Consider the following 19,502-nt stretch of genomic DNA (forward strand, 5'->3'; position numbering starts at 1 on the left):
CCCGGACACCGCCCCCGACGCCACCCACCCAGGGCCGCGAGAAACCGCGCCCACCCGACACCCGGGCCGACGCGACTCACCCCCGGCGCGCGAGGAACCGCGCCCACCCGACACCCGGGCCGAGCTCACCCACCCAAGGGGCGCGGGGAACTGCGCGACCAGCCCCCACCGACCCGCACCCGGCACACGACGCCCGGCACACAGGACCCCGCCGAGGGCGCGGCCGTGCAGGGGGCGCAGCCACGCGAGGGCGCCGCACAGTGGACCCCGCACCGCCCCCGCCACAGCGCCGCACGGCACTAGTGTCCGTTCTGGGCCAGCCTCAGCAGGTGGTCCGCCAGCGCCTGGCCGCCCGTGGGCTCCCGGCTGATCAGCAGCAGCGTGTCGTCGCCCGCGATGGTGCCGAGGATGTCGTGCAGCTCGGCCTGGTCGATCGCCGAGGCGAGGAACTGGGCGGCCCCCGGAGGGGTCCGCAGGACCACGAGGTTGGCGGACGCCTCGGCGGAGATCAGCAGCTCCTGCGACAGCCGCCGCATCCGCTCCTCCTTCGCCGACTCCCCGAGCGGCGCCCGCGGGGTCCGGAAACCCCCCTCGCTGGGCACGGCATAGATGAGGTCGCCGTCGTTGTTGCGGATCTTGACGGCGTTCAGCTCGTCCAGGTCCCGCGACAGCGTCGCCTGGGTGACGCTCAGCCCGTCGTCTGCCAGCAGCTTCGCCAGCTGGCTCTGCGAGCGCACCGGCTGCCGGTTGAGGATGTCCACGATCCGGCGGTGACGCGCGGTGCGGGTCTGCGGCACGGCGGCCCCGCCCGCACCGCCCTGGTCATGGTCTGGCGCCTGGCTCATCGTCGTCTCATTCCCCGGATCCGTCCCCGTTCGCTGCGTCGAGGATGCCGGGCAGCGCCCGGAGGAACGCCTCCACCTCGTCGTCGCCGAGGTTCAGCGGCGGCATCAGCCGGACGACGTCGGGGGCGGGCGCGTTCACCAGGAACCCGGCCTCCTGAGCCGCCTGGCGCACCTGGGGCGCGAGGGGCTCGGTGAGCACGATACCCAGGAGGAGCCCCGCGCCCCGGACATAATCGATCAACGGATGGCCGGCCCCGGTGATTCCGTCCCGCAACCTCTCGCTCTGCCGCTTGACGTTCTCCAGCAACCCCTCGTTCTCGATCGTGTCGAGGACGGCGAGCCCGGCGGCGCAGGCGACGGGGTTGCCGCCGAACGTCGTCCCGTGCTGGCCGGGCCGCAACAGCTCCGCTGCCCGGCCGAAGGCGACGGTCGCGCCCAGGGGCAGTCCGCCGCCGAGGCCCTTCGCGAGCGTCACGACGTCCGGCAGGACGCCTTCGTGCGCCTGGTACTCGAACCAGGTGCCGGTCCGTCCGACACCGGTCTGCACCTCGTCCAGGACGAGCAGCGCGCCGGTCGCGGCGGTGATCGCGCGGGCCGCCTTGAGGTAGCCCGCGGGCGGGACGACGACGCCCAGCTCGCCCTGGACGGGCTCCAGGACGACGAGCGCGGTGTCCTCGGTGACGGCCGCCGCCAGGGCCTGGGCGTCGCCGAACGGCACGTGCGTGACGTCGCCCGGCAGCGGCAGGAACGGCTCGCGCTTGCCCTGCTGGCCGGTGAGGGCGAGGGCGCCCATGGTCCGGCCGTGGAAGGCGCCCTCGGTGGCGACCACGTGCGTGCGGCCGGTCAGCCGGCCGATCTTGAAGGCGGCCTCGTTGGCCTCGGCGCCGGAGTTGCAGAAGAAGACCCTGCCGTCGCGGCCGAAGAGCCGCAGCAGCCGTTCGGCGAGGGCGACGGTGGGCTCGGCCATGAAGAAGTTGGAGATGTGGCCGAGCGACGCGATCTGGCGGCTCACCGCGTCCACGACGGCCGGGTGGGCGTGGCCGAGCGCGTTGACCGCGATGCCGCCGACGAAGTCGACGTACTCCGTGCCGTCCGCGTCCCAGACCCGGCTGCCCGCGCCGCGCACCAGGGGCAGCAGCGGGGTGCCGTAGTTGTTCATGAACGCGCCCTGCCACCGCGCGGTCAGCTCCTGGTTGGCGTCGCTCACGGCTCCCCCTGTCCGTCGGGCACGACCATCGTGCCGATGCCTTCGTCGGTGAAGATCTCCAGCAGGATCGAGTGCTGGACCCGCCCGTCGATGACCCGGGCGGTGTTCACGCCGTTGCGCACGGCGTGCAGGCAGCCCTCCATCTTCGGGACCATGCCGGCGCTCAGGTCCGGCAGCAGTTTCTCGAGCTGCGCGGCCGTGAGGCGGCTGATCACCTCGTCGCTGTTCGGCCAGTCCTCGTAGAGGCCCTCGACGTCCGTGAGGACCATGAGGGTCTCGGCGCCCAGAGCAGCAGCGAGTGCCGCAGCCGCCGTATCAGCATTGACGTTGTAGACATGTCCGTCGTCCTGTGAGCGGGCGATCGAGGAGACGACCGGGATGCGGCCGTCGGCGAGCAGGGCCTCGATGGCGCCCGTGTCGATGGCGGTGATCTCGCCGACCCGACCGATGTCGACCTGCTCCCCGTCGATCTCGGGCCGGTGCTTGGTGGCGGTGATGGTGTGGGCGTCCTCGCCGGTCAGTCCGACGGCGAGCGGCCCGTGCTGGTTGAGCAGGCCGACCAGCTCGCGCTGGACCTGCCCGGCGAGCACCATCCGTACGACGTCCATGGCGTCCTCGGTGGTGACGCGCAGGCCGGCCTTGAACTCGCTGACGATGCCGTGCCGGTCGAGGGCGGCGCTGATCTGCGGGCCGCCGCCGTGCACGACGACCGGCTTGAGGCCGGCGTGGTGCAGGAAGACGACGTCCTGCGCGAAGGCGGCCTTGAGGTCGTCGTCGATCATGGCGTTGCCGCCGAACTTGATGACGACGGTTCTGCCGTTGTGGCGGACCAGCCAGGGCAGCGCCTCGATGAGGATCTGCGCCTTGGGAAGCGCGGTGTGTTTGCGGGTCACGTTGCTCATGAGGAGTAGGCGCTGTTCTCGTGGACGTAGTCGGCGGTCAGGTCGTTGGTCCAGATCGTGGCCGTCTCGGAGCCGGCGGCGAGGTCGGCGACGATGTGCACCTCGCGGTAGCGCATGTCGACCGTGTCGCGGTCCTCGCCGACGCCGCCGTTCTTGCACACCCAGACGCCGTTGATGGCGACGTTGAGCCGGTCCGGCTCGAACGCGGCCTTCGTCGTGCCGATCGCGGAGAGCACGCGGCCCCAGTTGGGGTCCTCGCCGTGGATGGCGCACTTGAGGAGGTTGTTGCGGGCGATGGAGCGGCCCACCTCGACGGCGTCGTCCTCGCTCGCCGCGCCCACCACCTCGACCCTGATGTCCTTGCTGGCGCCCTCGGCGTCGCGGATGAGCTGCTGGCCGAGGTCGTCGCAGACGGCGCGCACGGCGGCGGCGAACTCCTCGTACGCCGGGGTGACCCCGGAGGCGCCGGAGGCGAGCAGCAGCACGGTGTCGTTGGTGGACATGCAGCCGTCGGAGTCGACCCGGTCGAAGGTGACCGCGGTGGCGGCGCGCAGCGCCCGGTCCAGGGTCTCGGCGTCGACGTCGGCGTCGGTGGTGAGGACGACGAGCATGGTGGCGAGGCCGGGGGCGAGCATGCCCGCGCCCTTGGCCATGCCGCCGACGGTCCAGCCGTCGCCCTGGGCCACGGACGTCTTGTGGACGGTGTCGGTGGTCTTGATCGCGATGGCGGCCTTCTCGCCGCCGTGCTCGGACAGCTGCGCGGCGGCGCTCTCGACGCCCGGCAGCAGCTTGTCCATCGGCAGCAGGACGCCGATGAGGCCGGTCGAGGCGACGGCGACCTCGGCCGCGTTGTGCCCGAGCACCTCGGCGGCCTTCTCGGCGGTCGCGTGGGTGTCCTGGAAGCCCTTCGGCCCGGTGCAGGCGTTGGCGCCGCCCGAGTTGAGGACCACCGCGGTCACCTGGCCGCCCTTGAGCACCTGCTCGGACCACAGGACGGGTGCGGCCTTGACGCGGTTGGAGGTGAAGACGCCCGCGGCCGCTCGGCGGGGCCCGGTGTTGACCACGAGGGCCAGGTCCGGGTTGCCGTTCTCCTTGATCCCGGCGGCGATGCCCGCCGCCGTGAATCCCTTGGCTGCCGTGACGCTCACTGCATCTCCTCGTTCGCTTCTGCGCCCGCGCGGCGCGGTGGTGCGGCCGTCGTCGTCCGCGGCCCGGTGGCCGCGCGCGCCTCGCTCACGGCGCGACTCCGATCGTGGACAGCCCGGTGGTCTCGTCGAGCCCGAGGGCGATGTTCATGCTCTGCACGGCGCCGCCCGCGGTGCCCTTGGTCAGGTTGTCGATGGCGCTGACGGCGATGATGCGGCCCGCGGCCTCGTCGTACGCGACCTGCACCTGAACGGCGTTGGAACCGTAGACGGACGCCGTGGCGGGCCACTGCCCCTCGGGGAGGAGGTGGACGAACGGCTCGTCGGCGAAGGCCTTGGCGTAGGCGGCGCGCACGGCGTCCGCGCCGACGCCGGGCCGGGCCTTCACGTTGCAGGTGGCGAGGATGCCGCGGGACATCGGCGCGAGGGTCGGGGTGAAGGACACGGTCACCGGCTCGCCGGCCGCCGCGCTGAGGTTCTGGATCATCTCGGGGGTGTGCCGGTGGCCGCCGCCCACGCCGTAGGGCGACATGGAGCCCATGACCTCGGAGCCCAGCAGATGCGTCCTGGCCGCCTTGCCCGCGCCGGAGGTTCCGGAGGCGGCCACGATCACCGCCTCGTTCTCGGCGAGGGCGGCGGCGTACGCGGGGAACAGGGCCAGCGAGACGGCCGTGGGGTAGCAACCGGGGACCGCGATGCGCTTGGACCCCTCCAGCGCGGCGCGGCCGCCCGGCAGTTCGGGAAGACCGTACGGCCAGGTCCCGGCGTGCGCGCTGCCGTAGAACCGCTCCCAGTCGGCCGGGTCCTTCAGCCGGAAGTCGGCGCCCATGTCCACGACGAGGACGTCCGGGCCGAGCCGCTCGGCCACGGCGGCGGACTGGCCGTGCGGGAGCGCGAGGAAGACGACGTCGTGTCCGGCGAGCACCTCGGCCGTGGTCTCCTGGAGCACGCGGTCGGCCAGCGGCAGCAGGTGCGGCTGGAGGCCGCCCAGCCTCTGACCGGCGTGGGAATGGCCGGTCAGGGCGCCGATCTCGATCCCGGGGTGCGCGAGGAGCAGACGCAGCAGCTCTCCGCCCGCATACCCGCTCGCTCCGGCCACCGCCGCACGTACCACCATGACTCCTCCTCCTGGATGGCATGACTATACGTTTCGATGCACGTTTATGCAATCCAGGAGGGCTGGTCCGCCGCCGGCCCCGTGCGCGCTGATGCTCTCGATCGCGTTGAGCCTGGAGGCGCCGAAGGCGCTCTCGTCGCGGTTCGGACTCGGGCCACGTCAGGCGGCACGGCCTGTCGGCGTGCCGGTGCCGTCCTGATCGCCGGTGGAGAGTGAGGCGGAAGTGGGTGGTGCGGGGTCCGGCACTGCCTGTTCCGCGGCGGGCATGTGCAGGCGTGTGAGTGCCAGGGCGTTGGCCGCGACGATGATGCTGGAGCCGGACATGGTCAAGGCAGCGATCTCGGGGCGGAGCACCAGCCCGGTGGCGGGTTCGAAGACGCCGGCGGCGATGGGCAGGGCCAGGGCGTTGTAGCCGATGGCCCAGGCAAGGTTCTGGCGCATCTTGCGCAGGGTGCCCCGTCCGATGCGCAGGGCGGTGGGGATGTCGAGCGGGTCGGAGCGCATCAGGACCAGGTCGGCGGTTTCGATGGCGACGTCGGTGCCGGCGCCGATGGCAACGCCGAGGTCGGCCTGCGCGAGGGCGGGGGCGTCGTTGACGCCGTCGCCGACCATGGCGACCCTGCGGCCGCCGCGCTGGAGGTCGGCGATCTTGGCGGCCTTGTCGCCCGGGAGCACTTCCGCGATGACGGTGTCGATGCCCAGGTGGCGGGCGACGCGTTCGGCGGTGGCGCGGTTGTCGCCGGTGAGCATGACGACTTCGACACCGAGGGTGTGGAGGTCTGCCACGGCCTGAGCGGAGGTGGGGCGGGGGGCGTCGGCGATTCCCATGATCCCGGCGGGCCGGCCGTCGATGGCGACGACGACGGCGGTGCGCCCGGTGGCGGCGAGTTCTTCCCGGCGTTCGCCGAGTTCGCCGCCCAGGTCGATGCCCTCGCGCTCGGCCAGGCGGCGGTCGCCGACGATCACCCGGTGGCCGTCGACGTCGGCGAGGGCGCCCTGACCGGGGACGTTCTTGAAACGCCTGGCGCGCAGGGCTTCGACACCGTGGGCATCGGCGTAGCGGACGACCGCCGCGGCCAGAGGGTGCTCGGACTCCCGCTCGACGGCCGCCACAAGGCGCAGCAGGCCGCCTTCCGTGGCGCCTTCGGCGGTGATCACGTCAGTGACCTCGGGCTCGCCCTTGGTGAGGGTGCCGGTCTTGTCCATGACGACGACCTGGATGCGGGCGGATTCCTCCAGGCCGGCGGCGTTCTTGAACAGCACGCCCCGCTTGGCGCCGAGGCCGGTGCCCACCATGATCGCTGTGGGGGTGGCCAGGCCCAGTGCGTCGGGGCAGGTGATGACCACGACGGTGATGGCGAACAGCACGGCGGTCGCCGCCGGCCGATCCGTGGCCAGCAGCCATACGACCAAGGTGGCGGCGCCGCCGAGGAGGGCGACCAGGACGAGCCAGAAGGCGGCGCGGTCGGCGAGCCGCTGGCCGGGGGCCTTGGAGTTCTGGGCCTGCTGGACGAGTTTGACGATCTGGGCCAGTGCGGTGTCGGTGCCGATCCTGGTGGCGCGTACCCGCAGGGTGCCGTTGGTGTTGATGGTGGCGCCCACGACGGGCGATCCGGGCATCTTGTGGACGGGCATGCTCTCGCCGGTGACCATCGACTCGTCGACGTCGCTCTCACCGTCCTCCACGGTACCGTCGACGGCGATCTTGGCGCCGGGCCGGACGAGCAGCAGATCCCCCACCGTCACTTCCGCGGTGGGCACCTCGACGGGTTCGCCGTCCCTCAGGACCAGCGCCTTGGGCGGGGCCAGGTCCAGCAGGGTGCGGATGGCGTCGTTGGCGCCGCCGCGGGCACGCATCTCGAACCAGTGGCCGAGCAGCACGAAGGAGGCCAGCACGGTGGCCGCCTCGTAGAAGACATCGCCGCCCCCGGTGAGGGTGACGATGAGGGAGTACGTCCAGCCGGCTCCGATGGCGACCGCGACGAGCACCATCATGTCCAGGGTCCGAGCCCGCAGGGCACGCAGCGCCCCGTCGAAGAAGATCGTGCACGCGTAGAAGATCACGGGGAGGCTCAGCAGGAGCGCCCACACGTCCTGCCGCAGACCGAAGGGCACCGGCGCCTCCACGCCCAGGAGGTCCTCGCCGATCGGGGACCAGATGACGATCGGGACGGAGAACAGGACGGCGACCAGGAACCGGTTGCGCATGTCGGCCACCATGGCCGCCATCGACATGCCGGCGTGCCCGCCGTGGCCCATCGCCTCGTGCGGTGACGGCATCGGCTCGGGAGCATGCCGGACATCGGCCGGGGGTTCGGCAACCGCCGCGTCCCCGCCGTGCTCCGCGGGCCTGGTTCGGTCTGCCTGCGCGGGCGGGTCCGGCTCGGCCATGGGGTCGCACAGGTGCGCCGGGACGGACTGGCCCGCGCAGTGGTAGCCGCACTCCACCACCCAGTCGCGTAGCTCGGCCAGCGAGGTCGCCACGGGGTCGAAGACGACCGTCGCCGTCTCGGAGACCGGGTTCACCTCGACGTCGAGTACACCCGGCCGTCGTCCGAGGACGGCGGCGGCCACGTTCTGCTGCGAGGCCCACCAGGGGCCGCCCAGCTCGAGAACAGCAGTGGCACGCTCCTTGCGAGCGTGTTCCTTCCGGTCTTCCGCATGGTGCTGCACGAGGACGCCTCCTTTTCACCGCGAGCAGGCGTGGACCTTCGGCGCCACCCGGTCCGCGTACCCCCGTCGAGACAGCGCCCCGCGGGCAGGACCGCTGGGAGTGCTGCTCATGGCCGCAGGGTGCGGCGAAGCGCGCCGGTGAGTACCTCGCCACTTCTCCTCGGCCTGCGCCGCATCGGCGCTGGCGGCGTCGGTGACACGGCTGCGGACGTGGTCGTCGAGGAGACCGAGAGCGACTTCCTCGCAGGGCGCGGGTGGCGGCACTGATCTGGGTGCGCCGGAGTACCCCCTGCCGGGTAGGGGCTGTACGGCTCACAGGTCCTGGACCGTCCGGCCCCAGACCGGAGCGTCAGGCCGAGAGACGATGCAGTCGAGGGCAGCAGGCCCGCCTCATCCGACGGGCTCCCACAGCCCCGACACGGTTTCGAACAGAGCCGAAGCAGGTGAGGTGGCGATGATGTTCTGGTACTCCCACGATGTCAGCGGGTGGGGCTGGTTCGGCATGTCGGTCGGCATGATCCTGTTCTGGGCGCTGGTCATCACAGCCCTGGTGCTGGTCTTCCGCGCCGTCAACCGGCCCCACGAACACACCCACGCTCCCGCCGTACCCACACCGCAGCAGATCCTCGGTGAGCGGTTCGCCCGCGGGGAGATCGACGAAGAGGAGTACCGGCGCCGTCTGGAGGCACTGCACGCCGGCCCTCTCACCACATCCTGAAACAGCCGACCGCACGGGCAGCGGCCCTTGCCCTCCGCTGAAGGAGGCCGTCATGAACGACAAGCGCACCTACGGCATGTACGCACTCGTCGCCGCGATCGTCGTGGTCGGAGCCCTGATCGTCGGCGCGTCCCTGGGGAGCCTGGTCTGGCTCGCCCTCGTGGCGGCCTGCCCGCTGATGATGTTCTTCATGATGCGCGGCATGCGCGGCCAGGGGATGCACGGCGGCCACGACCAGCGCGACGACCGGGACGACGACCCGCTGCGCAAGCACGACCACCATGCGGGCCCGGGGCGGCCCTGACTGCCCCGGGCCGGGCAGGGGGTGAGCGCCGCGGCTGCTGTGATCGCCGGCCGACCTGGGCCGGGTCGACCGCGGCAAGCTCACCCGCCGTATCGAGGAGTGCATCGCCTGCGCCCGGGCGTGTACGGCATGCGCGGACGTCTGCCTGTCCGAGGGCGTGGTCGGCGAACTCACCAAGCCTGCGCCGACGAATGTTCCGCACACCCGGCCGCGCAGCGAGGGAGGTGGGCATCGGGGAAGAGCCCGGCCGGGGCGGGCAACACAGGTTGCCCGCCCCGGCGTCTACGGGCCCCGTATCAGACCATGGTGGGCCGCGGCTCGGAGGCAGGAGCCCTCAGACGGCCCGTGGCGTGCAGGCCGTACAGCGCGGCCGCGCAGGCGAGGCCGAGGACGGTCAGCGAGATCCACGGCAGCGCCGGCATCCCGGCAGAGCGGGCCGCGTCGAGCGCGGCGCCGGTGAGCAGGTTCCCGAGAGTGATGCCGATGCCGCAGATGGTGTTGTAGAGCCCGTAGTGGGTGGCGACGAGCCGGTCCCCGGAGAGTCGGACGATGGTGTCCATCTCGAAGGGATAGGCGATCATCGTGCCCACGGCCAGGAGGAGCGCGGTGAGCGTCGGCGGCAGCGCTGCGAGCAGCCACCGCCCCGCGCCGGAGTCGGGCGCCGGCACGGCGGTGGCGAGCAGCAGGGGCACGAACGCCAGGCCCATCGCCGCAAGCCCCCTCACCAGTGCCTGGCCGGGCTCGTAGCGGGCCGTGCACCAGGCGGTCACCCTCGTCTGGCCGAGGATGGTGCTCAGCCCGGACACCGCGAAGAGCACCGCCACGGCAGCGGTCCCGAACTGTCCGTCGCCGCCCAGCCGTCGCACTTCCAGCGGCAGGGACAGGTAGACCTGGAAGGTGAGGACGTAGGAGCCGATCATGGCTGCGGAGAAGAGCAGGAACGGCCGGTTGGCGAGGATGCCGCGCCACTGGGCGAGTACGCTCCCGCTCGTTGCGCCCCGCTCCTGGCCCGCGTCCTTGCGCCGGGCCGGCAGTGCGCGGATCTGGACGATGCTGAGCAGGGCGAAGATTCCGGCTGCCACCAGGCAGGTGACGCGGAAGTCCACGCCGGTGAGCACCATGCCCGCCAAGGGGCCGAGCAGGATCCCGGCCTGGTAGAAGACGTTGAACAGAGCGAACGCCTCGACCCGACGCTCCCCCGCGTCCGCGGCGAGGTAGGCCCGTACCGCCGGGTTGAACAGCGCCCCGGCCAGTCCTGTTGCCGCCGAGGCGGCGAGCAGCGCGGTCAGCGAGTCCACCAGCCCGAGCGTGGCGAAGCCGACGGTGCGCAGGAGGCACCCGGCCACGATCATGGGCTTGTAGCCGAGCCGGTCGGCGAGCGTTCCGCCGACCAGGAACATGCCCTGCTGGCTGAAGTTGCGTACGCCGAGGACGAGTCCGACGACCCAGCCGGCCAGCCCGAGGGTGCCGGAGAGGTGGGCCGCCAGATAGGGCATCAGCATGTAGAAGCCGAGGTTGATGGTGAACTGATTGGCCATCAGCAACTGGACGCTGCGCTCGTAGGAGCGGACCTGTGTGAACAGCTCCTTCACCGGTCCGCCTCCGGTGAGTCGGAGGCGGTCGTCGTGTCGTCTTCCGGGGCGGCTTCCTGCCGCGTGGTCTGAAGGGTGAGGGGGTCGGCCACTGCGGTGCACCGGGTCCAGCGCGTGACTTCCTTCTCGTCCAGGCGGCCGATCACGTCCGGCTCGGCGGCGGGAGGCGTGTCCAGCAGACCGTGCGCGGCGCAGTAGTCGTCGTCGTACACGGTGCCCAGGTAGCGCTGGGGGCCATCGGGGAAGATCGCCGCGATGCGGGCGTCCGCGGGCATCGTGCGCGCGAACCAGCCCGCCACCAGGGCGACCGCGCCCACGCTCCAGCCGCCGGTGGCGTAGTGGGAGGCGGCGAGCTGGCGGCACGTCGACACCGCCTCGTGCGGGGCCACCCAGTGCACCTCGGAGAAGTTCTCGTAGGCGACGTTGCGCGGGTAGATGCTGGAGCCCAGGCCCCGCATCAGACGGGTCCGCGCGGGCTGGCCGAAGATCGTCGAGCCGATCGTGTCCACGCCGACGACCGTCAGCTCCGGGTAGAGCTGCCGCAGGACGCGGGAGACGCCCGCGGAGTGGCCGCCAGTGCCGACGCTGCACACCAGCACGTCGATGTGGCCCATTTCGGAGGCGAGTTCCAGGGCCAGCGGGGTGTAGGCGGCGACGTTGTCCGGGTTGTTGTACTGGTCCGGGCACCAGGAGCCGGGGTTCTGCTCCGTCAATCGTTGCACGCGCTCGCGGCGGGCCTGCTGCCAGCCGCCCGTGGGGTGGGGCTCGGAGACGACGTTGACCTGGGCGCCGTACGCGGTCAGCAACCGGGTCATGGACAACTCCAGCCCCGGGTCGGTGACCAGGGTGACCGGGTGTCCGTAGACCATGCCGGCCAGTGCGAGGCCAAGGCCCAGGGTGCCGCTGGTGGACTCGATGATCCGTCCGCCGGGCCGCAGGTCGCCACGGGCGCGGGCCCGCTCGACCATGTGGAGCCCGGGACGGTCCTTGATGCCGCCGGGGTTGAAGCCCTCCAGCTTGGCCCAGAATCCGCGCCCCGCCGAGGCCAGCGGCTGCGCCACGCGCAGCAGCGGCGTGTTCCCGACCAGTGCCGACAGTGCGGACCGGCCGGAGGGGAGGGGGTTCTTCGTCAGTGAGGTGAGTGACTGCATGCTTCGCTCTCGTTCGATGAATGCACGGTGGGGGGTGATTCATCACGCGCCACGGCGACCGGCCCGGACCTCGGTCCGCGGTCGGTGCCGTCAGGGCGCGGCAGCCGGCCGTGCCGACTGCGGGGAGAGGGATCTAGATACGCCACCGGGACGTACGAGCAAGCGCCGCCCGGCCGCTGCGTGGTCGTCGCCGTATGCGCGCTCCGTCAAGGACGAGCGGACATCCCAGGGCGGCAGCCCCGGCGACCACCGCTGCCGGAGCATCCGCGTCGGCGACCGGCCGCTCCAGCGCGGGGGCCGTTGAACGGACGACCGCATCCGACGTGCACTCGTGCGCGCCGTGCGGCGCGTGCGGCTGCGCCCCGCCCGACGTCACCGCCGGAGCCGCAACGGCCTCGGGCGTCAGCCTGTGGTGTTCCTCGGCGGTCCCGCCGTGCCCTACGGCGCACAGGAAGATCACCAGCAGCAGGGCGCCCCGGATCAGGGCGCCGATTCGGCGCGGCCCCAATAAGCCGCTTGGAGCACTTCGGGCGTGCGGGAGCGTTCGGGTATGGGGCGGCACAGGTCCTCCGTGCGTCCGCCGCCCTCCACACAGAGGGAGGGAAGCGGCGGGCATGGGCGGTGAGAGGGGAAGGACGCGTCGACGAACCTGGCCGGAAGGCGAGTGACCTCGGGCGAACGGGCTGGTCTCGTCGGGCGGGACACCGGTCGAGCCACCCCTGCTGCCCCTCCTGCGCGGACGGGTGCGGTGACGGAGCGACCGGGTGGGAGGACTCTGCGGTGCCTAGACCTGCTGTACCACGGACGCTCTCATGGCCTGCGCCGACGCCCCGTGGAGTTCGGCACCGGAAGGACCCGGCTTCACAGTGGAACGGATGGCAGTGAACGGTTCGCGAACCGACACGGCAAAGCAGGGAGACGCCACCGTTGTCCCCTGCTGAAGCTGTCCGGAAGCGCAATGCTCGGCAGGGTGCGTCGAACCATGCCCCTCATCGTCGCCGTCTGTCGCCACGACAGCGAGGCGGGCTATGTCACCCTGGGCGCCGCGGCCCGTATCGGCCCGGTCCGTCAGGGCGGCCGCGGCGCTGGTCGACAGGTGTCCCCTGACGCCCTCGACGTGCACCCCGTGAGCGAAGAAGACACTGAAGAGCACTACGGCGAGGGCCAGTACGCGTGGCAGCCCGGCAGACACACGGGACCGCGTTGTGCACCGGGGCGACCAAGCCGTGATCATGCCGTGATACTAGCGGCTCGACGACGTTGATCCACCGCCTGCCCCGGAACGTCGAGCCAACGAGCCATGCGAATGGCCTGTTTGCTTCGGCGACGCCACAGTGGGCTCTCGCCGTGTCGTCCCACGTGGGCGGATCGGACGACCTGCCGCGCCCTCTCGGCCGCCCTGCCGACAGTCGGCAACCGTTGCGCCCGCCACCATCCCGCCCAGGTCCGCTCCTCGTTCGCCGCGCGCGTGACCGTGCGCACGGCCGTTGCCCGGCCACGGATCTCACGAGCACGAGCCCGAGCACGAGCGCGGCCCCGGCCTCGTGGCCGGGGCCGCGCTCGCCTCACACGGGCACGGTCAGGCCCGGTAGGCGACGAGGGCCATCATCCCCACCTCGCCGTGGTAGACGTTGTGGCAGTGCAGCATCCACTGCCCGGGGTTGTCGGCGTCGAACACGACGGACACCGTCTTCTTCGGCAGCACGATCGTCGTGTCCTTGCGGGCGCCGCCATCCCCGAGCTGGAACGTGTGGCCGTGCAGGTGCATCGGGTGCCACATCCCGGTGGTGTTGACGAAGTCCAGCCGGACCCGCTGCCCCGCCTCGACGAGGAACGGGTCGGCGTCCGGGTTCTCCATGTCGAACCTCTTGCCGTTGATGGCCCAGTTGTACGTGTCCATGCCGCCGGTCAGCTCGACCCGGTGAACGACGTCTGCCTTCTTGGCGGAAAGACGCACCTCGTCGGCCGCCTTCAGAGAGGACGCGGTGAGGACCGAGCCGTCCAGTTCCCTCGGGCGGACGGAGGCGGACGGTGTGCTGCCGGAGCCGGTGCGCACCAGGGCCAGGGCGGTCGTGTTCTTGCCCTCGGCGAGTGCGACGAGCGGGAAGACGCCGTCGCCGAGGGTGACGAGGACGTCGTAGCGTTCCCCCATGCCGATGAGCAGGGCGTCGGCCTGCCGGTGTTCGACGGGGTAGCCGTCGGTGTGGGTGACGGTCATCGTGTGTCCGCCGAGCGCCACCCGGTACGCGGTGTCGCCCCCGGCGTTGATGAAACGCAGCCGCACGCGCCGGCCCGGCTTGCCGGTGTACAGGTCCGGGTCGGCCGGAACCCTGCCGTTGATGAGGTGGTAGGGGTACTTCACGTCGCCCGCGTCGCCGCCGAGGAGGTCGCTGGTGGCGCCCATGAGCATGAACCCCATCGACATGCCGTCGCCCTCTCCGGAGGAGGACGCGGAGGGCGAGGCGCTCATCCCATCCATGTTCATGTCGCCCATGTCATGCCCGGACATGTCGTGGCCGGACATGCCGCCGGAACTGGACGAGCTGTGGCTGCCCATGCCCATTCCGCCCATGCCCTGGCGGAGTTCGGCGAGGGCCTCGTCCGGGGTGCCGGTGACGCCGTCGAGCCAGTCGTCGAGGACGATGACCCATTCGTCGTCGTAGGAGAGCGGCTCCTTGGGGTCCTCGACGATCAGCGGTGCGTACAGGCCGCGGTCGAGCTGGACGCCGGAATGCGGGTGGAACCAGTACGTGCCGGGGTCCGCCGCGACGAAGCGGTAGGTGAAGGTACCGCCGGCGCGCACGTCCCGCTGGGTGACCATCGGTACGCCGTCCATGTCGTCGCGCAGGGCCAGGCCGTGCCAGTGGACCGACGTGGCGGTCTTGTCCGGGAGCTGGTTGGAGAGTTCGGCGACGAGGGTGTCCCCGGCAAAGATGCGGATCTCCTTGCCGGGGGCCTGTCCGTCGTAGGCCCAGGTCTTGGCTTTGACACCGCCCAGGTCGAGCGTGACAGGCGCCGCGGTCAGGGTGACCTTGCGCTCGGCGCCGGTGCCACGGCGCTTCTTCTCTGCGCCGGTGACAGCCGAACCGGAAGGGCTGACCAGAGCGGCCGGGTCCGACGAGGCGCTGTCGCAGGCGGCGAGCGCGCCGGCGCCCGCGGCGCCGAGACCTGCGAGCAGGAGGGAGCGACGATTGATGCTGTTCACCGTAGGGAGTCCTCTTCTCTGAGTGCGCGGCGTCGCGTAAGGGCGGGACGCCATGGCTGCGGACGGTTCCCGGACGCGCCGGGAGTCGCGGCCTATATGCGCAGCTGAGAAAGGACGGAGAGCTCGGGCGGGGCCCGTTCGGCGGACCGGGTGGTCGCGGGATCGCGGGAGGGCAGCAGCCGCATCGCGGCGCTCGCGGAGAACGCCTCCCTCGGCGGGGAGAGTTCGACTGTCTCGACGCCCGCGGCCCCGCAGTGCTGGACGCCGTCCGAGCAGGACAGGGCGTTGTCCGCGTGCAGGGCCGGGGTGGCCGTCGCTGCCGGCCGCGCGTCCGGACGGAAGCGGATCGCATCCGGCGAGGAGGTGACGGGGTGGCCTTCGTGGTCGGCCATCGCCGCCGTCACCATCCCAGCCATGGGCATGGGCGCCATGGCCCGGGGGCCGGTCACCGCGGTCGAGTCATGGTGGACGAGGACGGCGAGCGCGGCGCAGAGGGCCACCAGCACGCCGAGTGCCGAGCGGCCTGCGTTTCGGGCGGGTGCCGGTCTGCGGCATCGCCCCGCGCGTTCCTCCACCTGGTCCGTCTCCCGTCACCCGGCGTCTTGAGCAGTCCGACTCTATACCCCGTGGGGGTAAAGGCGGGAAGCGGCCGCCGGGGCGCCGAGTCACGCCTCTGACACTGAGCACGTTTCCACTGCGTCCCGTACTAAGTGCTAAGAGGAATAGCAGATGACGGAAGGTCGAAGATGGGAAATCTGACACTGAGCTGGACCATGGCGACCGTCGCCGCCCTGGTGGGCGCCGTCAGCGCGGTCCGGATGCTGACCACCGACGGCGAAGCCCGTTTCGCGGCCGGCGGGGACCTGCTGATGGGTGCGTGCATGGCCGTCATGACCCTGCCCGCGACGGCCGCCTGGTACGCCGGGTTCGGCATGTGGTGGGCGGCGGCCTTCGGGCTTCTCGGTCTCGGCGGCATCACGCTTGCGGTCAGGCAGACGCGCGAGGGCGGCTGGAAGCAGGGCCGCCACTGGGTGCATCTCGTCGTGGGCAGCTTCGGCATGGTGATCATGACGCTGGCCATGACGAGCACGCCGTCGGGGCCGGTGCTCGCACTGGGCGGCGGGCGCCACATGGCCGGCATGCCAGGGATGGCAGGCATGGCCGGCATGGCAGGCATGGACGATATGACGGACGCCCAGCACACGGGCATGGAGGGCATGGACCACACCGGGGGCATGGACCACACGGGAGGCATGGCCATGCCGGGGATGGAGGGGCCCGGCGCGACGACATCCCACGCCGGCGTCGACGCCGCCGGATCGTCGCCCTCTGTCTGGCGTTTCGTTGTCGCCGCGCTCGCCGTCTACTTCCTGCTGTCGATCGCCGCGTCCGTCTGGGCGCGCGTTCGCGGCACCGACAGGAACAGCGTCTCGAACGGTCGGCGGCGCGGCTGGGGCCGCTGGCTGCTGAGCATGCCGGACACGGTCGTCGTCTTCCTGGCGTCGCTGACGATCTCGGTGTGGGACAAGGCCCGCACGGCGGAGCGGGGACGTCACGGTCGGCGCCGCAGGCTCGGCGCCACCCCCGAGGCGGCCCTCGCCGCCCACATCGGCATGGGCGGGACCATGTCGGCGATGCTGCTGCTGATGGCCGTGTGAGAAGCAGCGAGCCGTCGAGATCCATTAAGGAACATAGCGGCACGGGGGCGTCCGTGTGACGATCCACCGTGGGCCGCGTCACACGCCTGGAATACCCCTGGGGGGTATATTGTTCTCATCGTCGGGACGACCGGGAACCAGGTCCTCCCGACGGCAGCCCCACGCATCCACACCCCGAGGAAGCACTCATGACCTCCCAGACGAACACCAGCACCGGCTCCTGCTGCGGGTCCGGCGGTTCCTGTGGCTCCGACACCACCACCGACGTCCAGAGCCTCGGCGTCACCACCGTCTACCAGGTGTCCGGCATGACCTGCGGGCACTGCGAGGGCGCGGTCTCTCAGGAGATATCAGCTCTGGCCGGCGTCAGCGCCGTGAAGGCCGTCGCCAAGACGGGCGAGGTCACCGTCACCTCCGCCGCTCCGCTCGACGAGGAGGCCGTCCGCGCCGCCGTCGACGAGGCCGGCTACGAGCTCGTCGGCCGCGCCTGACGGCAGCTGCGGGGACGCCTTCCCCGTGGACACGCACGACGCGCATTCACTCCCACGCCGGGACGCACCGCTCCGCTGATACGGACGCCGTGCGTCCCGGCCTCCCGTAGGAGACACGCAATGACCAGCACGGCTCCCGAGAAGACGCTGCCCGGCACGGTGCCGGCGCCCGCCTCCCAGGTCGAGCTCTCCATCGGCGGCATGACGTGCGCCTCGTGCGCCGCCCGCATCGAGAGGAAACTCAACCGCTTGGACGGCGTCACGGCGACCGTCAACTTCGCCACCGAGAAGGCGAAGGTCACGTACCCGGAGGGCATCGAGGTCGCCGACCTCATCGCCACCGTCGAGAAGACCGGATACACCGCCGAGGAACCACCGCCCCCGACCACCGAGGAGCGGGCACAGGACGAGGTCCCGACGGCGGACGGTGAGCTGTTCGCCCTGCGGCAGCGGCTGTTCGTGTCGCTGGCCCTGTCCGTCCCCGTCGTGCTGATGGCGATGGTCCCCGCCCTGCAGTTCGACAACTGGCAGTGGCTGTCGCTGACGCTGGCCGCGCCGGTCGTCGTCTGGGGAGCGTTCCCCTTCCACAAGGCCGCCTTCACCAACGCCCGGCACGGTGCCGCGACCATGGACACGCTGGTGTCCATCGGCACCCTCGCCGCGCTCGGCTGGTCACTGTGGGCCCTGTTCTTCGGGCACGCCGGGATGCCCGGCATGCGGCACGGCTTCGAGTTCACCATCTCCCGTTCGGACGGCTCCTCCTCCATCTACCTGGAGGCCGCGGCCGGCGTGACGACGTTCATCCTCGCCGGGCGCTATCTGGAGGCGAAGTCCAAGCGCAAGGCGGGCGCGGCGCTGCGGGCGCTGCTGGAGCTGGGCGCCAAGGACGTCTCCGTACTGCGAGGGGGCACGGAAGTACGCGTCCCGGTGGGGCAGTTGGCCCTCGGGGACCGGTTCGTCGTACGGCCCGGCGAGAAGATCGCGACCGACGGGAATGTCGTCGAAGGCGCGTCGGCGGTGGACGCCTCCATGCTGACCGGCGAGTCCGTCCCGGTGGACGTGAGCGTCGGCGACGCGGTGACCGGGGCGACCGTGAACGCCGGTGGGCGGCTGGTCGTCGAGGCGACACGCGTGGGCGCCGACACCCAGCTCGCGCGGATGGCGAAGCTGGTGGAGGAGGCGCAGAACGGCAAGGCCGAGGTACAGCGGCTCGCCGACCGGATCTCCGGGATCTTCGTGCCGGTGGTGCTTCTGATCGCCGCGGCCACGCTGGGCGGCTGGCTCGGCGTCACGGGTGACGCGGCCGCCGCCTTCACGGCCGCCGTCGCCGTCCTGATCATCGCCTGCCCGTGCGCGCTGGGGCTGGCCACGCCGACCGCCCTCATGGTGGGAACCGGCCGCGGAGCCCAGCTCGGCATCCTCATCAAGGGCCCCGAGGTCCTGGAGTCCACCCGGCGCGTCGACACCGTCGTCCTGGACAAGACCGGCACGGTCACCACGGGCCGGATGGCCCTCCAGGACGTGTACGTCGCCGAAGGGGTCGACGAGGGCGAACTGCTCCGCCTGGCGGGCGCGTTGGAGCAGGCCTCGGAGCACCCGATCGCCCGGGCCATCGCGGCCGGGGCCGTGGAGCGGGCCGGGAGCCTGCCCGTCCCGGAGGGCTTCGACAACGTCGCCGGACTGGGCGTCCGGGGCGTGGTCGACGGACACGCGGTGCTCGTCGGACGCGAGAAGTTCCTGGCGATGGGGGTCCCCCCGCTCGAGCGAAGCCGAGAGGGGGAGAGGGTCATCGAGCTGCCGCGTGAGCTGGCCGAGGCCAAGGCCGCGGCGGAGGCCGAGGGTCGTACAGCGGTCGCCGTCGCCTGGGACGGCGAGGCGCGCGGCGTCCTCACCGTCGCCGACGCGGTCAAGGAGACCAGCGCCGAGGCGGTGGCCGAACTGCGCAAGCTCGGGCTGAAGCCCGTGCTGCTGACCGGTGACAACCGTCTCGTCGCCGAGTCCGTCGCCCGCAGCGTCGGCATCGACGAGGTGATCGCCGAGGTCCTGCCGCAGGACAAGGTGGACGTCGTCAAGCGGCTTCAGGCCGAGGGCCGTACGGTCGCGATGGTCGGCGACGGCGTCAACGACGCGGCCGCCCTCGCCACCGCCGACCTGGGCCTGGCGATGGGCACCGGCACGGACGCGGCGATCGAGGCGGGCGACCTCACTCTCGTACGCGGCGACCTGCGGGTGGCGGCGGACGCGATCCGGCTCTCCCGCAAGACCCTGGCCACCATCAAGGGCAACCTCTTCTGGGCCTTCGGCTACAACGTCGCCGCACTGCCACTGGCCGCCGCCGGCCTCCTCAACCCGATGATCGCGGGCGCCGCGATGGCCTTCTCGTCGGTCTTCGTCGTGACGAACAGCCTGCGACTGCGGTCTTTCAAGTAGGCGCAGCGACGTCCCTGAACGCGAGGCGCCCGGCCTTCCGGCCGGGCGCCTCGCCGTGGTCCCG

The 19,502-nt window shown here is 71.7% G+C and carries 16 protein-coding genes and 1 pseudogene; 7 read left to right on the forward strand and 10 right to left on the reverse strand.

Annotated elements, in window-relative coordinates; translation table 11 throughout:
- Positions 1-299 precede the first annotated feature (299 nt).
- The 6 genes from KMS84_RS19890 to KMS84_RS19915 all read right to left on the reverse strand — a co-directional run bounded on the left by KMS84_RS19890 (position 300) and on the right by KMS84_RS19915 (position 7,889).
- On the reverse strand, positions 300-845 hold the full coding sequence (locus tag KMS84_RS19890; protein ID WP_256917696.1) for an arginine repressor: 546 nt from the start codon (positions 843-845) through the stop codon (positions 300-302).
- A gap of 7 nt (positions 846-852) precedes the next feature.
- Positions 853-2,052 carry an acetylornithine transaminase gene (locus tag KMS84_RS19895; RefSeq protein WP_256917697.1) on the reverse strand — a complete coding sequence of 400 codons (1,200 nt, stop codon included), beginning with the start codon at positions 2,050-2,052 and terminating at the stop codon, positions 853-855.
- Positions 2,049-2,954 carry an acetylglutamate kinase gene (argB, locus tag KMS84_RS19900; protein WP_256917698.1) on the reverse strand — a complete coding sequence of 302 codons (906 nt, stop codon included), beginning with the start codon at positions 2,952-2,954 and terminating at the stop codon, positions 2,049-2,051. Before argB ends, KMS84_RS19895 begins: the two co-directional genes overlap by 4 nt.
- Positions 2,951-4,102: a bifunctional glutamate N-acetyltransferase/amino-acid acetyltransferase ArgJ gene (gene argJ, locus KMS84_RS19905; RefSeq protein ID WP_256917699.1), complete on the reverse strand. Its 1,152-nt coding sequence runs from the start codon at positions 4,100-4,102 to the stop codon at positions 2,951-2,953. Before argJ ends, argB begins: the two co-directional genes overlap by 4 nt.
- Positions 4,103-4,187: 85 nt before the next feature.
- The gene (gene argC, locus KMS84_RS19910) at positions 4,188-5,216 is read right to left on the reverse strand and encodes an N-acetyl-gamma-glutamyl-phosphate reductase (RefSeq protein ID WP_256917700.1); all 1,029 of its coding nucleotides are present in this window, start codon (positions 5,214-5,216) and stop codon (positions 4,188-4,190) included.
- Between the two features lie 159 nt (positions 5,217-5,375).
- The gene (locus KMS84_RS19915; protein ID WP_256917701.1) at positions 5,376-7,889 is read right to left on the reverse strand and encodes a heavy metal translocating P-type ATPase; all 2,514 of its coding nucleotides are present in this window, start codon (positions 7,887-7,889) and stop codon (positions 5,376-5,378) included.
- Positions 7,890-8,027: 138 nt separating this feature from the next.
- On the opposite strand from KMS84_RS19915, the gene KMS84_RS19920 reads away from it, so the two are divergent.
- The 4 genes and pseudogenes from KMS84_RS19920 to KMS84_RS19935 all read left to right on the forward strand — a co-directional run.
- Positions 8,028-8,156, forward strand: a complete 129-nt coding sequence (locus tag KMS84_RS19920; protein ID WP_256917702.1) for a hypothetical protein — start codon at positions 8,028-8,030, stop codon at positions 8,154-8,156.
- Between the two features lie 187 nt (positions 8,157-8,343).
- Positions 8,344-8,607 carry an SHOCT domain-containing protein gene (locus KMS84_RS19925; protein ID WP_256917737.1) on the forward strand — a complete coding sequence of 88 codons (264 nt, stop codon included), beginning with the start codon at positions 8,344-8,346 and terminating at the stop codon, positions 8,605-8,607.
- Positions 8,608-8,659: 52 nt separating this feature from the next.
- Positions 8,660-8,911 (forward strand): DUF2933 domain-containing protein, encoded by a 252-nt coding sequence (locus KMS84_RS19930; protein WP_256917703.1) that lies wholly within the window; start codon positions 8,660-8,662, stop codon positions 8,909-8,911.
- Positions 8,912-8,966: 55 nt separating this feature from the next.
- A pseudogene (locus KMS84_RS19935) lies at positions 8,967-9,107 on the forward strand (four-helix bundle copper-binding protein); the annotation flags it as partial.
- Between the two features lie 100 nt (positions 9,108-9,207).
- On the opposite strand, the gene KMS84_RS19940 reads toward KMS84_RS19935, so the two are convergent.
- The 4 genes from KMS84_RS19940 to KMS84_RS19955 form a co-directional block, all read right to left on the reverse strand.
- A complete protein-coding gene (locus tag KMS84_RS19940; RefSeq protein WP_285893746.1) occupies positions 9,208-10,449 on the reverse strand; it encodes an MFS transporter in 1,242 nt (413 codons plus the stop codon).
- 50 nt (positions 10,450-10,499) lie between these two features.
- On the reverse strand, positions 10,500-11,654 hold the full coding sequence (locus KMS84_RS19945) for a PLP-dependent cysteine synthase family protein (RefSeq protein WP_256917705.1): 1,155 nt from the start codon (positions 11,652-11,654) through the stop codon (positions 10,500-10,502).
- A 1,579-nt stretch (positions 11,655-13,233) separates the two neighbouring features.
- A complete protein-coding gene (locus KMS84_RS19950; RefSeq protein WP_256917706.1) occupies positions 13,234-14,859 on the reverse strand; it encodes a multicopper oxidase family protein in 1,626 nt (541 codons plus the stop codon).
- A gap of 92 nt (positions 14,860-14,951) precedes the next feature.
- Complete coding sequence (locus KMS84_RS19955; protein WP_256917707.1) at positions 14,952-15,365, reverse strand: hypothetical protein; 414 nt, start codon at positions 15,363-15,365, stop codon at positions 14,952-14,954.
- Between the two features lie 240 nt (positions 15,366-15,605).
- Here KMS84_RS19955 and KMS84_RS19960 point away from each other — a divergent pair, with 240 nt between their 5' ends.
- The 3 genes from KMS84_RS19960 to KMS84_RS19970 all read left to right on the forward strand — a co-directional run bounded on the left by KMS84_RS19960 (position 15,606) and on the right by KMS84_RS19970 (position 19,438).
- Entirely contained in the window at positions 15,606-16,517 is a 912-nt protein-coding gene (locus tag KMS84_RS19960; RefSeq protein ID WP_256917708.1) for a DUF5134 domain-containing protein, read from the forward strand.
- A gap of 188 nt (positions 16,518-16,705) precedes the next feature.
- On the forward strand, positions 16,706-17,008 hold the full coding sequence (locus KMS84_RS19965; RefSeq protein ID WP_256917709.1) for a heavy-metal-associated domain-containing protein: 303 nt from the start codon (positions 16,706-16,708) through the stop codon (positions 17,006-17,008).
- 120 nt (positions 17,009-17,128) lie between these two features.
- Positions 17,129-19,438, forward strand: a complete 2,310-nt coding sequence (locus KMS84_RS19970) for a heavy metal translocating P-type ATPase (RefSeq protein WP_256917710.1) — start codon at positions 17,129-17,131, stop codon at positions 19,436-19,438.
- The last annotated feature ends 64 nt before the right edge of the window (positions 19,439-19,502 follow it).

Origin of the sequence: Streptomyces hilarionis, from assembly GCF_024539675.1 — a bacterium.
Taxonomy (GTDB): Bacteria; Actinomycetota; Actinomycetes; order Streptomycetales; family Streptomycetaceae; genus Streptomyces; species Streptomyces hilarionis.